The sequence below is a fragment of the Pseudomonas sp. BF-R-24 genome (genome assembly GCF_019947335.1).
Taxonomy (GTDB): Bacteria; Pseudomonadota; Gammaproteobacteria; order Pseudomonadales; family Pseudomonadaceae; genus Aquipseudomonas; species Aquipseudomonas jessenii.
On record NZ_JAGYGG010000011.1, the window covers coordinates 41,854 to 55,083 of the forward strand.

General features: G+C 58.9%; 11 protein-coding genes. 8 read left to right on the forward strand and 3 right to left on the reverse strand.

Going from position 1 to position 13,230, the window contains the following annotated elements; genetic code table 11:
* The first annotated feature begins 166 nt into the window (after window positions 1-166).
* Window positions 167-532, forward strand: coding sequence for a YkgJ family cysteine cluster protein (locus KGA98_RS11290; RefSeq protein ID WP_046043993.1), 366 nt, complete (start codon window positions 167-169; stop codon window positions 530-532).
* 147 nt (window positions 533-679) lie between these two features.
* On the forward strand, window positions 680-2,896 hold the full coding sequence (locus KGA98_RS11295; RefSeq protein WP_317848852.1) for a putative bifunctional diguanylate cyclase/phosphodiesterase: 2,217 nt from the start codon (window positions 680-682) through the stop codon (window positions 2,894-2,896).
* Here the strand turns inward: KGA98_RS11295 and KGA98_RS11300 are convergent.
* Window positions 2,853-3,749 (reverse strand): NAD(P)-dependent oxidoreductase, encoded by an 897-nt coding sequence (locus KGA98_RS11300; protein ID WP_223502360.1) that lies wholly within the window; start codon window positions 3,747-3,749, stop codon window positions 2,853-2,855. The genes KGA98_RS11295 and KGA98_RS11300 overlap by 44 nt on opposite strands.
* Before the next feature lie 196 nt (window positions 3,750-3,945).
* Here KGA98_RS11300 and KGA98_RS11305 point away from each other — a divergent pair, with 196 nt between their 5' ends.
* Entirely contained in the window at window positions 3,946-6,144 is a 2,199-nt protein-coding gene (locus KGA98_RS11305; protein ID WP_154861793.1) for a hypothetical protein, read from the forward strand.
* A 284-nt stretch (window positions 6,145-6,428) separates the two neighbouring features.
* Here KGA98_RS11305 and KGA98_RS11310 read toward each other — a convergent pair whose 3' ends face one another.
* Window positions 6,429-6,734, reverse strand: coding sequence for a DUF2288 domain-containing protein (locus KGA98_RS11310; protein ID WP_008052913.1), 306 nt, complete (start codon window positions 6,732-6,734; stop codon window positions 6,429-6,431).
* A gap of 350 nt (window positions 6,735-7,084) precedes the next feature.
* On the opposite strand from KGA98_RS11310, the gene KGA98_RS11315 reads away from it, so the two are divergent.
* The 5 genes from KGA98_RS11315 (at window position 7,085) to KGA98_RS11335 (ending at window position 12,087) form a co-directional block, all read left to right on the forward strand.
* Complete coding sequence (locus KGA98_RS11315) at window positions 7,085-8,212, forward strand: branched-chain amino acid ABC transporter substrate-binding protein (protein WP_223502361.1); 1,128 nt, start codon at window positions 7,085-7,087, stop codon at window positions 8,210-8,212.
* Window positions 8,213-8,444: 232 nt separating this feature from the next.
* Window positions 8,445-9,368: a high-affinity branched-chain amino acid ABC transporter permease LivH gene (gene livH, locus KGA98_RS11320; RefSeq protein WP_218543446.1), complete on the forward strand. Its 924-nt coding sequence runs from the start codon at window positions 8,445-8,447 to the stop codon at window positions 9,366-9,368.
* Window positions 9,365-10,621 carry a high-affinity branched-chain amino acid ABC transporter permease LivM gene (locus KGA98_RS11325; protein ID WP_150727615.1) on the forward strand — a complete coding sequence of 419 codons (1,257 nt, stop codon included), beginning with the start codon at window positions 9,365-9,367 and terminating at the stop codon, window positions 10,619-10,621. The genes livH and KGA98_RS11325 overlap by 4 nt, the downstream gene beginning before the upstream one ends.
* Window positions 10,618-11,385 (forward strand): high-affinity branched-chain amino acid ABC transporter ATP-binding protein LivG, encoded by a 768-nt coding sequence (livG, locus tag KGA98_RS11330; protein WP_150812949.1) that lies wholly within the window; start codon window positions 10,618-10,620, stop codon window positions 11,383-11,385. Before KGA98_RS11325 ends, livG begins: the two co-directional genes overlap by 4 nt.
* Entirely contained in the window at window positions 11,386-12,087 is a 702-nt protein-coding gene (locus tag KGA98_RS11335; protein ID WP_020798122.1) for an ABC transporter ATP-binding protein, read from the forward strand.
* Window positions 12,088-12,269: 182 nt separating this feature from the next.
* Here the strand turns inward: KGA98_RS11335 and KGA98_RS11340 are convergent, their stop codons facing one another.
* Complete coding sequence (locus KGA98_RS11340) at window positions 12,270-13,178, reverse strand: LysR family transcriptional regulator (protein ID WP_218495061.1); 909 nt, start codon at window positions 13,176-13,178, stop codon at window positions 12,270-12,272.
* Between the last annotated feature and the right edge of the window lie 52 nt (window positions 13,179-13,230).

The window sequence follows — 13,230 nt, forward strand, 5'->3', positions numbered from 1 at the left end:
AACCCATGGGACGCAACCTGTAGGAGCTTTCGCGGGACGGGTATTTCGCAGTCCGTCCGACCGATGAAAAATACCTTTCAGCCCCCCTTCCCAAGCCGTTGGCGAAGCCTAGAATAGCGGCCTTGTTTCCCCCCCTGTGTCTCCACTCCTCCTTAGATAATCGCCCATGTCCGAAGCCAGTCCGTGTCTGAATTGCGGTGCCTGCTGTTCTCATTTTCGCGTGTCATTTTTCTGGGGTGAATGCGCCTCGTCCGGGGGGACGGTACCCGATGAGCTTGTCGAGCAGATCAGCCCCAGTCGGGTCGCGATGCTCGGAACCGGCTGCAAACCCGTGCGCTGCACCAGCCTGGTCGGAGACGTGGGCAGTACGGTGCAGTGCTCCATTTACGAAAAACGCTCCAGCACCTGTCGGGAGTTCGACGCTTCGTGGGTCGATGGCCTGGCAAATCCCGATTGCGACGCGGCCCGTGCGGCTTTCGGCTTGCCGGCCCTGCAACCCGCGTTCGAGACGCCTCAGAAGCAAATCGCCTGAGTCATAGCACTAATCGCTATTAAGCTAATATCAAAAAAATTGGCATCAATGTGCCACTACCGCTTGCGCTCCATCCACGCCCTCTATACTCCACGACATTCGCCGACGCTCCTTGCGCCGACCTGAAGCTTAACGATGGGGCATGCTATGGAGTGGCTTGGTTTGCATTTCATTACCGAGCTACCAGAGACTGGGCAGGTCATACTTAATTGCACACATGACCCGTTTCTGGTGCTGCTGGCTTATCTGGTCGCCTGTGTCGGCGGTTTCGCGACACTGGACATGGCCGAACGGGTTGCTCACGCTGAAAAATCCGCGTCTCAAACGCTCTGGCGCTGGGTGGGCAGCGGATGCCTGGCCGGCGGCATCTGGGCCATGCATTTCGTCGGGATGCTGGCATTCCAGGCGCCTATCGATCTTCACTACCAACTGCCTGTCACGGTGTTCTCGCTAACCATCGCGCTGTTCGCCGCATGGCTGGCGATGCATACCCTCAGCCTTCCTGAGCTGAGTTTTCGACAGTGCCTCACGTCATCGGTCGGGATCGGCCTGGGTATCGCGACCATGCATTACGTGGGCATGACGGCCATGCACTCCAATGCCTCGGTCTATTACCATCCGGGCCTGTTCGCCCTGTCCATCGCGATCGCGATCGGTGCCGCGCTGGCCGCCTTGTTGCTGGCATGGTATCTGCGCGACGGCGCCGGCATGCTGCATCAGCTTTTCAAATTCTGCGCCAGCCTGGTGCTCGGGGCGGGCATCCTCGGTATGCACCTCACTGCCATGGCCGCCTTCAACATGGTGATGCCCAGTGGCAGCCTGCCAGCGCAAACCGGCGAACACAGCCATCTGCAACTGGCGCTGACCGTGACAGTCATCACCCTGCTGATCATCGGCAGCAGCATCAGCGCGGCACTGGCGGACAAGAAGCTGCAACACAAGGACCACGACCTGCAACGGGTCAACTCCCTGCTAAGCCAACTTGATCAGGCGCGCATGTCGCTGCAACAGCTGGCGCACTACGATGCGCTGACCAACCTGATCAACCGCCGTGGGTTCAACCAGGTCTTCGCTGAAAAACTCATCGAGAAAAGCAACAAAGGCGGGATGCTGGCGGTCATGTTCCTGGACATCGACCATTTCAAGCGGATCAACGACAGCCTTGGCCACGATGCCGGTGACGAACTGCTCAAAGTGCTTGCCGGGCACATCAAGAGCTCTGTTCGCAGTCATGAGGATGTGGTCGCTCGCTTCGGCGGCGACGAGTTCTGCCTGCTCATCGACCTGCGTGATCGTGACGAAGCGCGGCAGATGGCCCAACGCATCATGCTGAAAATGAAGGAGCCCATCGAGTTGGCCGGCAGGCGCATGGTCATGACCACCAGCATCGGCATCAGCCTGTTTCCGGAAGACGGCAAGACCTGTGAGGAACTGTTGAAAAACGCCGACCTGGCGCTGTATCAGTCCAAGGGCGGCGGCCGCAACGGGCTGAGTTTTTTCAGTGCCGACCTGAAAACCCGCGCCACACTCGAGCTGCAATTGGAAGAAGAGTTGCGCCACGCCCTGCGTGAAGATAACGGTTTGATGCTTTATTATCAGCCGATCTATGACCTCAAGACCGGTCAGGTGAGCAAGCTCGAAGCCTTGATCCGCTGGCAACACCCGGTCCACGGTTTCCTCGTACCGGATCGTTTTATCGCCATCGCCGAAGCCAATGGCCTGATCGCCGAGCTGGACAACTGGGTGCTGCGCAAGGCCTGCGAGGATCTGGGCGAGTTGTCGCGCCAAGGCTGTGAAGACCTGAAGATCGCCGTGAACTGCTCGCCCCTGAACCTGGCGCGCGAAGAACTGGCCGATGAAATCGAGTACGCATTGCGGGCCTCCGGTGTAGAGCCCCACCGTCTGGAACTGGAGGTCACCGAAAACGCCTTGATGGGCAATATCGCCGACACCCTGGTGCTGCTGCGCCAGATACGCGCCCTCGGCGTTTCGCTGTCGATCGATGACTTCGGCACCGGCTATTCATCCCTGGCCTACCTCAAGCGCTTGCCGCTCAACACGCTGAAAATCGACCGCTCGTTCATCCAGGACATTCCCAAGGCGACCCAGGATATGGAAATCGTCCAGGCGATTATCGTCATGGCCCATACCCTGCACCTGCAAGTGGTCACCGAAGGGGTCGAAACCTTCGAGCAATACCAGTTCCTGGAAGACCATGGCTGTGACTTCGTTCAGGGCTACCTGCTGAGTCGGCCGGTGCCACTGGCCGAACTGCATCCGGTGCTGAACGAAATCAACCAGCGCAAGCACGCCTACTCCGTCACGACGCTGAGCCTGGTTCACGGTACATCTGCACTAATGTAGACGGGTCCTTTTCAAGAAACCCCTGACTCCCATGCAGGCGCATCAACTGCGCGGCCAGACCGCTGATCGGTGTCGCCGAGCCTTGTTCACGGGAAAACTTCACTGCTGTATCCAGATCCTTGAGTAACGTCCGTACGTGCCACTTGACCGGTTCGAATCGGTTTTGCGCCATCTGCGGAGCCAGGATCTGCAAGGGTTTCGAATCGGCAAAGCCGCCGGCCAGCGCTTCGGCGATCAGGCTTGCATCAACCCCGGAACGCTCCGCCAATGCGACCACTTCGGCAATCACCAATGCATTGCAGGCGACGATCATCTGATTGCACGCCTTGGTCACCTGCCCTGCCCCGACGCCGCCCATGTGTGTCACACGCTGTCCCAGGTTCAACAGGACAGGCCTGACCCGCTCCAGATCCTGTAGCTCACCGCCGACCATGATCGCCAGGCTTCCAGCCTCGGCACCGACCACGCCACCGGACACCGGCGTATCGAGCCAGCCCATGCCGGTTTTAGCGGCAAGTTCTGCAGCCATTTCCCGCGTAGCGTTGGGCTCCAGGCTGGAGAAATCCACCAGCAGCTGGCCTTTTTTGGCGCCCTCCACAACACCTGCCGGACCAAACACCACCTCGCGTACGACCGAGGTATCGGCCAGGCACAGCATCACCACGTCAGCGTGCTGGCACAGTTCGGCCGGGCTGGCGACCTGGCGCGCGCCGGCCTCCACCAGCGGCTTGCACTTGTCCGGATTGCGATTCCATACCGCCAGCGGATAACCCGCGGCCAGCAGGCGCCGGCACATCGGCAGCCCCATCAGGCCGATCCCGGCAAACCCTAGCGAAGGTAGCGTTGACATCATTTTGCCTCTTCTTGATTAAAGATCACCGAATATTGGCCGATTCATCATGACTCAGGAAAGGATTCACTCCGAGCAATGCTCAGGCTAAAGACCAAGGCATGGTCCAAGTACGCGCTGAAAAAAGACGCGATTGTATTCCGTGACGGTTCGACGACAGTGAGTCGGCCAACCAATCAGCCCAGGTAGATGGCGAACTATGACTTCTAAAAACAACCCGGCCACTGCGGTAACCGATCTGACGTTGAGCCCCGCGGCCAACAGCCCGTCATCACCTAAGCCATTGATTCAATCGCGCCCGTTGGCGACCCAGCAATACCTGTACTTCACCGAAACCAACACCGACCGCATCCTCGACAACCTCGACGGCCTGCGCGACATGGTGTTCCCGCGCGCACCGCACCTGGAAGGCGACAGCGAACAGCACAGCGATCAGGAATTCCCGTCGGTATGCCTGATCGGCCTGGGCCGCTGTGGCTCGAACATTGCGCTGGACGTGGCGGAACTGGTGTACAACGCCCGCAAGTTCTACCTCAATGAATTCAATAACGAAGATCGCCTGTCGCCGGACAAGCGCTTTGCCGAAAAGGGTTACAGCCCGGCCCAGTGGATCCGCAACAACCTGCGCCTGGGCCAGAACAAAAACACCAAGCCAGTGTTTCTGGTCGAGCCGCTGGTGATGCTCGGCGACCTGGACAAGGACATCGCCGGGCGCATCCGTTTCTCGCGCAAGGGCGAAAAAAGCGGCTTTCTGCGCGACTACAGCAAGATGAAGATCATGGACCTGTCGGAAGTCCACGCCGGTGGCGCCGGTAACGCGCCGATCCTCGGCCAGTACCTGGCCAAGATCATCCTGAACAAGGACACCCAGCGCTTCTCCAGCCCCGACTGGAAAATGATTCACTCGTACCTGATCGACAGCTGCGGCATCAAGGCCAACCAGTCGCGCCTGTATTTCTCGATCTTCAGTGCCGGCGGCGGTACCGGCTCGGGCATGGCCTCAGAGTTCGGCCTGGCCCAGCAGCACTCGTACATGAACAAGACGTTCGACACCAAGCCGATGGACGAGCACGACAGCAAGAGCGGCCACTCCTTCGTCTTCGAACCGATCTTCACCAGTGGCATCTGTGTACTGCCGAACATTTCAGATCACCGCAGTGAAATGTCCGAGGCGCTGCACATCAACGCCGGTCGCCTGTTGTGCAAATACCTGTCGGAAGAGTGGGACTTCTCCTACAACTTCGCCAACGAAGACAGCAGCGAAGCCAGCGTCATGGGCCGCATCCGCCCATGGAACGCGATGATGCTGATCTCCAACGACATCATGCGTTACGCCGAAGAGAACGATGACGGCAATATCCAGAACATTGATGTCAATGCCATGGAAAAGCATGCCAACCAATATATCTCGCAGCAGATCTTCAACATTCTGACGGCCCAGGCGGTGACCACCGACTACGACCAGAACTATTTCCGTCGCGCCGGCATCGACATCGGCGAAACCATCCGCCTGGACGCCAACGACCTGTTCATGAGCCTGGCCGGCCCGGTGGCGATTGCCTACGCCGAGTCCGTGGTGCCGGAAACCCCGGCGCCGAGCAGCGACAAATTCAAGGTGTTCGAGAAGGAGCCGCAACGCCTGAACATCGATGACCTGTTCTTCCGCTCGATCGACCTGCCGCACTTCAACAAGGTCACCCAGGCCATCGAGGGCATCAGCCTGTTGCCGATCGAGTCCAAGCGCTATCGCGCGTCGCTGGAGCAGTACAAGAACTCGGGTTACGACGCGGCGGCCCTGCATGACCTGCACTTCTTCAAGAATTGCTCGTCGGTGGTGTCGATCGTTTCGTTGCCGAAGGACTACAAGCTGTCCTACATGGATTTGAACCGGTTGAAGACTCATCTCAACAGCCTGTTCCCCAACACCACGCTCAAGCGCTACGCGCTGGTGATCGGTGCTTCGGCCAACCTGTCGCTGACCACCCTGATCGCCAAGAGCCCGTGCCTGTCGGACGATTTCCTGACGCTGATCGTGGCCTTCATCAAGCGCTGCTTCGCGAAAAACCCGTACCGCTTCGACGAGACCCTGGACAACTCGATCCTGGACTTCATCATCAACGAACAGTTCGATGAAGACCGGATTGACGAACTACTCAACGAATTCGAGAACCCGGCGAAGATCCTCGATACCAACTGGTACGCGATCAAGCCGATGTACGAGAAGAAGTACCGTGAGCTGATCAACGACAAGGACAAGTTCGTCTCGATCAACGACATCCGCCTGTCCCGGGATTGCGTGAAGAAATCGATCAAGTACCTGCGCGAGATCTACCGTCACCGCATCGGCAAGACCAAGGTTATTTCGTTGAATAACCATACGGGCAAGACCGCTCACTAAGCGTCGTCCCCATTCGCGAGCAAGCCCGCTCCCACATTCGACTGCATTCCTTCTGGAAGAACACGGTTAAATGTGGGAGCGGGCTTGCTCGCGATGGCGGCCCCACAACCAACGCAAATCAACATCCAGAAACAATTGAGCAGACGTTCAGTTGCCCTCCCAACTGTTCCCGTTACGTTTACGTCACCGTGAGGCTGTGGCCTTTCTCTACGGCAACATGCCATCACGCTACTCGGCTACACACTTTTCCCTCAGAAATGAACGCACCAATCAGGTGCAACCTTTTAAGCCTGCGCCCTTTCCTGGATCAGAATCCACGGCGAAACAACCACGGCCCACAGCTGTGGATCACGTTCAAAAAGATCCAGCGCCCGCGTTTCAGACAGCTTGCCGAGCTTGTCGGCGGCCAGCCAGGCAGCCACTTTCTCCCCTTCATCCTGGGCAACGGCCTCGGCGGCGGCGATCAGATCCAGGCCAGGATCGACCCACAATAGGGCACCCTTGGCGAAGAACGGCTCCAGCTCTTTCCAGGTAATAGATGCGGTTTCACCAAGCAGCTTGGCATAGAGGGTGCTAGGTTCTTGATTCATGGGACTGTCCGGAAAAGAAATCGACGCGAATGATAACGTCGGTGGACTGGCAGAAAAACCCGGATGCAATTGAGTGACCGAAATGAAAAGCGCAGGAAAGCCAGGGAATGCACTGAATACGGCTATAAGCCCCTCAACACCCCGCCGCAATTCTGTCTTTTACTTTCAATAAAGCGACACTTGCAGGTTTTGTCCCCCGGCGCTGCCTTCCCAGGCTGACAATCGGCGCTCTACACTGTACCGGTACAGTTGCCGAGGGACTTTTCCGGGGAATGTCGCAGATATCTGACCCGGTTCTGCTGCTTTCGGCGCCAGGACTATAAAAACTACAACAGTAAGAGTGGAGCACTATGACTAAGGCTACTAAGCAGATTTCCAAACTGTTTGCCGCTATGGTTCTGGCCGGGTTTGCCAGCCATTCGTTCGCAGCTGACACCATCAAGATCGGCATCGCCGGCCCTAAGACTGGCCCTGTAGCCCAATACGGCGACATGCAGTTCAGTGGCGCCAAAATGGCCATCGAGCAAATCAACGCCAAGGGCGGCGTGGACGGCAAGAAACTCGAAGCCGTTGAATACGATGACGCCTGCGATCCGAAACAAGCTGTGGCAGTCGCGAACAAGGTCGTCAACGACGGCGTCAAGTTCGTAGTCGGTCACCTGTGCTCCAGCTCCACTCAACCGGCTTCGGACATCTACGAAGACGAAGGCGTGATCATGATCACCCCGGCTGCCACCAGCCCGGACATCACCGCCCGTGGTTACAAAATGGTGTTCCGCACCATCGGTCTGGACAGCGCCCAGGGCCCTGCAGCCGGTAACTACATTGCCGACTTCGTAAAACCGAAGATCGTTGCTGTTCTGCACGACAAACAGCAATACGGTGAAGGCATCGCCTCTGCCGTGAAGAAAACCCTGGAAGGCAAAGGCGTCAAGGTTGCCGTGTTCGAAGGCATCAACGCCGGCGACAAAGACTTCTCGTCGATGATCGCCAAGCTCAAGCAAGCCAACGTCGACTTCGTCTACTACGGCGGCTACCACCCGGAGCTGGGCCTGATCCTGCGTCAGTCTGCGGAAAAAGGTCTGAAAGCCAAGTTCATGGGTCCGGAAGGCGTGGGTAACGACTCCATTTCGCAGATCGCCAAGGACGCTTCCGAAGGCCTGCTGGTGACCCTGCCGAAATCCTTCGACCAGGATCCGGCCAACGTTGCCCTGGCTGATGCGTTCAAAGCCAAGAAAGAAGACCCAAGCGGTCCGTTCGTGTTCCCGGCCTACTCGGCTGTGACCGTGATCGCCGAAGGTATCAAGGCTGCCAAGTCCGAAGACTCCGCCAAAGTGGCTGAAGCCATCCACGCGGGCACCTTCAAGACGCCTACCGGCGACCTGAGCTTCGACGAAAAAGGCGACCTGAAAGACTTCAAATTCGTGGTTTACGAGTGGCACTTCGGCAAACCTAAAACTGAAGCCAAGCCTCAGTAAGGCGTTGCCTGACTGACTGCCAATAAAGCCCACGGCGTGCCGTGGGCTTTGTTTTACGAACGTATTGGGCCGCGCTGGCGTGATCCGCCAGTCTCCCCACCTGAAAATCTCAAAACCGTCATCAGCGGTTCGCTGGCAAACCCCGAATTCGAAGTGGATGCAGATCCACGGGGCTCGGGCGGGAAAATGACTCCACCAGTGAAATGCGTATCAGGTTTTTAGGAGCGCTGTAATGCCTGACATCTATCACTTCTTCCAACAGCTGGTTAATGGCCTGACCATTGGCAGCACGTATGCCCTGATCGCCATCGGCTATACGATGGTTTACGGCATCATTGGAATGATCAACTTCGCCCACGGCGAGGTGTACATGATTGGCTCCTACGTGGCGTTCATCGCCATCGCCGGGCTGGCCATGCTGGGACTCGACAGCGTGCCGCTGTTGATGACCGCCGCTTTTCTCGCAACCATCGTTGTAACCAGTGCCTACGGCTACAGCATCGAACGGATCGCCTACCGCCCCCTGCGCGGCAGCAACCGTCTGATCCCGCTGATTTCCGCCATCGGCATGTCGATCTTCCTGCAGAACACCGTTCTGCTGGCGCAAGACTCCAAGGACAAATCCATCTCCAACCTGATTCCGGGCAACTTTGCCTTTGGGCCAGGTGGTGCACATGAAGTGCTGATTTCCTACATGCAAATCGTGGTGTTCGTGGTGACCTTTATCGCCATGCTCGGCCTGACGCTGTTCATCTCCCGTTCTCGCCTGGGTCGCGCCTGCCGCGCCTGTGCCGAAGACATCAAGATGGCCAACCTGCTGGGTATCAACACCAACAACATCATCGCCCTGACCTTCGTCATCGGTGCGGCGCTGGCAGCGATTGCCGCCGTCCTGCTGAGCATGCAATACGGCGTGATCAACCCGAACGCCGGTTTCCTCGTCGGCCTCAAGGCCTTCACCGCCGCGGTACTGGGCGGTATCGGCAGTATTCCGGGCGCCATGCTCGGCGGGCTGGTACTGGGTGTGGCGGAAGCCTTTGGTGCCGATATCTTCGGCGACCAGTACAAGGACGTCGTGGCGTTCGGTCTGCTGGTTCTGGTGCTGTTGTTCCGGCCAACCGGCCTGCTGGGCCGTCCGGAGGTTGAGAAAGTATGACTAGGAATCTTAAACAGGCGCTGTTCAGCGCTTTGCTGGTGTGGGCCGTGGCCTACCCGGTACTCGGTCTGAAGCTGACCATCGTCGGCATCAACCTCGAAGTTCATGGCACCAGCGACGCCACCCTGATCACCATCGCGGTGTGCTCGGTGCTGATGTTCCTGCGTGTGCTGTTCGACCAGCAGATCAGCTCGGCCTGGCGTTCTTCGCCGAGCATGCCGCTGATCCCGGCCAAGGCCAGCAACTTCCTGACCCTGCCGACCACTCAGCGCTGGATCATCATCGCGCTGATCGCCGGTGCCCTGGTCTGGCCGTTCTTCGGCTCTCGCGGTGCGGTGGACATCGCCACGCTGGTGCTGATCTACGTGATGCTCGGCCTCGGCCTGAACATCGTGGTCGGCCTGGCCGGTCTGCTCGACCTCGGTTACGTCGGCTTCTATGCCGTCGGCGCCTACAGTTATGCCCTGCTGTCGCATTACTACGGCCTGAGCTTCTGGATCTGCCTGCCGATCGCCGGGATGATGGCGGCCACTTTCGGCTTCCTGCTCGGTTTCCCGGTACTGCGCCTGCGCGGTGACTACCTGGCGATCGTGACCCTGGGCTTCGGTGAAATCATCCGTCTGTTCCTGCGTAACCTGACCGACATCACCGGCGGCCCGAACGGCATCAGCAACATCGAGAAGCCGACGTTCTTCGGCCTGACCTTCGAACGTAAAGCCGCTGAAGGCCTGCAGACGTTCCACGAGTACTTCGGTCTGGAATACAACTCGATCAACAAGGTGATTTTCCTTTACCTGGTCGCATTGTTCCTGGCGCTGTTCGCACTGTTCGTCATCAATCGCTTGCTGCGCATGCCCCTGGGGCGTGCCTGGGAAGCGCTACGTGAAGATGAAATCGCCTGCCGTGCGTTGGGTCTGAACCCGACGATCATCAAGCTTTCAGCCTTCACCCTGGGCGCCTGCTTCGCCGGTTTCGCCGGCAGTTTCTTCGCCGCGCGTCAGGGCCTGGTGACACCGGAGTCCTTCACCTTCATCGAGTCGGCGACCATTCTCGCCATCGTCGTGTTGGGCGGCATGGGCTCGCAATTGGGCGTGGTGCTCGCAGCCACGGTGATGATCCTGTTGCCGGAAATGATGCGTGAGTTCAGTGAGTACCGCATGTTGATGTTCGGCGCCTTGATGGTGCTGATGATGATCTGGCGTCCTCAAGGTCTGCTGCCCATGCAACGCCCTCACATGGAGCTGCGCAAATGAGCCGCGAGATCCTGAAAGTAGAAAATTTGAGCATGCGCTTCGGCGGCTTGCTGGCGGTCAACGGCGTGGCCTTGAGCGTGAAGGAAAAACAGGTCGTGGCACTGATCGGCCCCAACGGCGCCGGCAAGACCACCGTGTTCAACTGCCTGACCGGCTTCTACAAGCCGAGCGGCGGCAGCATCCTGCTCGATGGCGAATCGATCGAGGGCCTGCCCGGCCACAAGATCGCCCTCAAGGGCGTGGTGCGTACCTTCCAGAACGTGCGGTTGTTCAAGGACATGACGGCGGTCGAGAACCTTTTGATCGCTCAGCACCGTCACCTGAACACCAACTTCCTGGCCGGCCTGTTCAAGACCCCGGCGTTCCGCAAAAGCGAACGCGAGGCCATGGAATTCGCCGAGTACTGGCTGGAAAAGGTTCACCTCAAGGAGTTCGCCAACCGCCCGGCCGGCACCCTGGCCTATGGTCAGCAACGCCGCCTGGAAATCGCCCGCTGCATGATGACCCGCCCGCGGATCCTCATGCTCGACGAACCGGCCGCCGGCCTGAACCCGAAGGAAACCGAGGACCTCAAGGCGCTGATCAGCATGCTGCGTGAAGAGCACAACGTCACCGTGCTGCTGATCGAACACGACATGAAACTGGTCATGAGCATTTCCGACCATATCGTCGTGATCAACCAGGGCACCCCCCTGGCCAACGGCACGCCGGAACAGATCCGCGACAATCCTGAAGTGATCAAAGCCTACCTGGGGGAAGCGTAAATGCTGCAGTTCGAAAACGTTTCCACCTTCTACGGCAAGATCCAGGCCCTGCACAGCGTCAACGTCGAAGTCCGCCAGGGCGAGATCGTGACCCTGATCGGTGCCAACGGTGCCGGCAAGTCCACGCTGCTGATGACGCTTTGCGGTTCGCCGCGCGCCCACAGCGGCAGCATCCGCTACATGGGTGAGGAACTGGTCGGCCAGGACTCCTCGCAGATCATGCGCAAGAGCATCGCCGTGGTGCCGGAAGGTCGTCGGGTGTTTTCCCGCCTGACCGTGGAAGAAAACCTGTCCATGGGTGGCTTCTTCACCGCCAAAGGCGACTATCAGGAACAGATGGACAAGGTTCTCGGACTTTTCCCACGCCTGAAAGAACGCTTCAGCCAGCGCGGCGGCACCATGTCCGGCGGCGAACAGCAAATGCTCGCCATCGGCCGTGCGCTGATGAGCAAGCCCAAGCTGTTGCTGCTCGACGAGCCATCGCTGGGCCTGGCACCGATCATCATCCAGCAGATCTTCGACATCATCGAACAGCTGCGCAAGGACGGTGTGACAGTGTTCCTGGTCGAGCAGAACGCCAACCAGGCGCTGAAGATCGCTGACCGAGCCTACGTTCTGGAGAACGGCCGGGTGGTGATGACAGGCACCGGTGAAGCGCTGCTGACCGACCCGAAAGTGCGTGATGCGTACTTGGGCGGCTAAGCCTTAGCGGTAAACAAAAAAACGGCCTTCGCGGGCCGTTTTTTTATGCCCCCCTATAGCTACACAGACCCTCTTCTGTAGGAGCGAGCTTGCTCGCGAAAAACTGGAGGGCGCCACGTTCATTCAGACAGCCCTCATCATCGTTAACGTCCATCGCGAGCCGGCTCGCTCCCACAGGACATTCACAGCCGATCCAGCACCTCCCCACTGCGCTTGAACCACCCGATCAAATAATCCGCCAGTACCTGCGTGCGCTTGGGCAAACCGCCCTGATATGGATGCACCAGGTACATCGGCATGCTGCGGGTCTGATAATCGCGCAGCAGCCATCGCAAGCGCCCGTCCGCCAGCTCTGTTGGCAAACAGTAGGATGGCAGGCGCGCAATGCCGGCGCCGACCAGTGCGGCTTTCTTCAACAGGTTGTAGTGGTTGCTGGCGAACGGCCCCGACACTCGCACCCGCAACAACTCGTGCTGCTGGTGATACAGCCACTCTTCGCGGCCGCTGTAATGACTGTTGAGCAGGCAGCGATGCTCGGCCAGCGCCTGGGGAGTTTGCGGTTCACCGTATTGCTCCAGATAAGCCGGGCTGGCACAGGTCAGTTCTTGCCACGCCAACAGTGGACGCGCCACCAGTCGCTGGTCAATGGCCACGTCGGAACGAATCGCCAGATCGAAGCCGTCGCGAGACAGGTCGCGGTAGCTGTTGTTGAGCTCCAGCTCGATCTGCACCTGGGGATACCTGGCCGAGAACTCCAGCAACAGGCCATCGAAGAAGGTTTCCCCGAGCGACACCGGTACCGTCATCCGCACCGGGCCGGCCATGTCGTCCTTCAGGCGCGCCAGGGCCTGGCGGGCCCGCTCGACTTGCACTACCAGCGCCTGGGCCTGGGGCAACAACGCAGCACCGGCGGCGGTCAGGCTCAAGCGGCGGGTGGTACGTTGCAACAACACCACGGAAAACTGCGCTTCCAACTGGCTGATGCGCTTGGACAGCTGGCCTTTGCTGCAACCAAGCTGCTGCGCCGCCAGGGTAAAACTCCCCGCCTCGATCAACACCGCGAACGCCGCCAGGTCATCCATCTCGCTCATGGATTGTTTCCATTTGAAAACCAAAGGTTGCCTATTAGTGCGCTTATCCGGA

Excerpts from the sequence above, each read along its gene's own strand:
- KGA98_RS11290 (WP_046043993.1), top strand. The coding sequence starts at position 167 with ATGTCCGAAGCCAGTCCGTGTCTGAATTGCGGTGCCTGCTGTTCTCAT.
- KGA98_RS11295 (WP_317848852.1), top strand. The coding sequence starts at position 680 with ATGGAGTGGCTTGGTTTGCATTTCATTACCGAGCTACCAGAGACTGGG.
- KGA98_RS11300 (WP_223502360.1), bottom strand. The coding sequence starts at position 3,749 with ATGATGTCAACGCTACCTTCGCTAGGGTTTGCCGGGATCGGCCTGATG.
- KGA98_RS11305 (WP_154861793.1), top strand. The coding sequence starts at position 3,946 with ATGACTTCTAAAAACAACCCGGCCACTGCGGTAACCGATCTGACGTTG.
- KGA98_RS11310 (WP_008052913.1), bottom strand. The coding sequence starts at position 6,734 with ATGAATCAAGAACCTAGCACCCTCTATGCCAAGCTGCTTGGTGAAACC.
- KGA98_RS11315 (WP_223502361.1), top strand. The coding sequence starts at position 7,085 with ATGACTAAGGCTACTAAGCAGATTTCCAAACTGTTTGCCGCTATGGTT.
- livH (WP_218543446.1), top strand. The coding sequence starts at position 8,445 with ATGCCTGACATCTATCACTTCTTCCAACAGCTGGTTAATGGCCTGACC.
- KGA98_RS11325 (WP_150727615.1), top strand. The coding sequence starts at position 9,365 with ATGACTAGGAATCTTAAACAGGCGCTGTTCAGCGCTTTGCTGGTGTGG.
- livG (WP_150812949.1), top strand. The coding sequence starts at position 10,618 with ATGAGCCGCGAGATCCTGAAAGTAGAAAATTTGAGCATGCGCTTCGGC.
- KGA98_RS11335 (WP_020798122.1), top strand. The coding sequence starts at position 11,386 with ATGCTGCAGTTCGAAAACGTTTCCACCTTCTACGGCAAGATCCAGGCC.
- KGA98_RS11340 (WP_218495061.1), bottom strand. The coding sequence starts at position 13,178 with ATGAGCGAGATGGATGACCTGGCGGCGTTCGCGGTGTTGATCGAGGCG.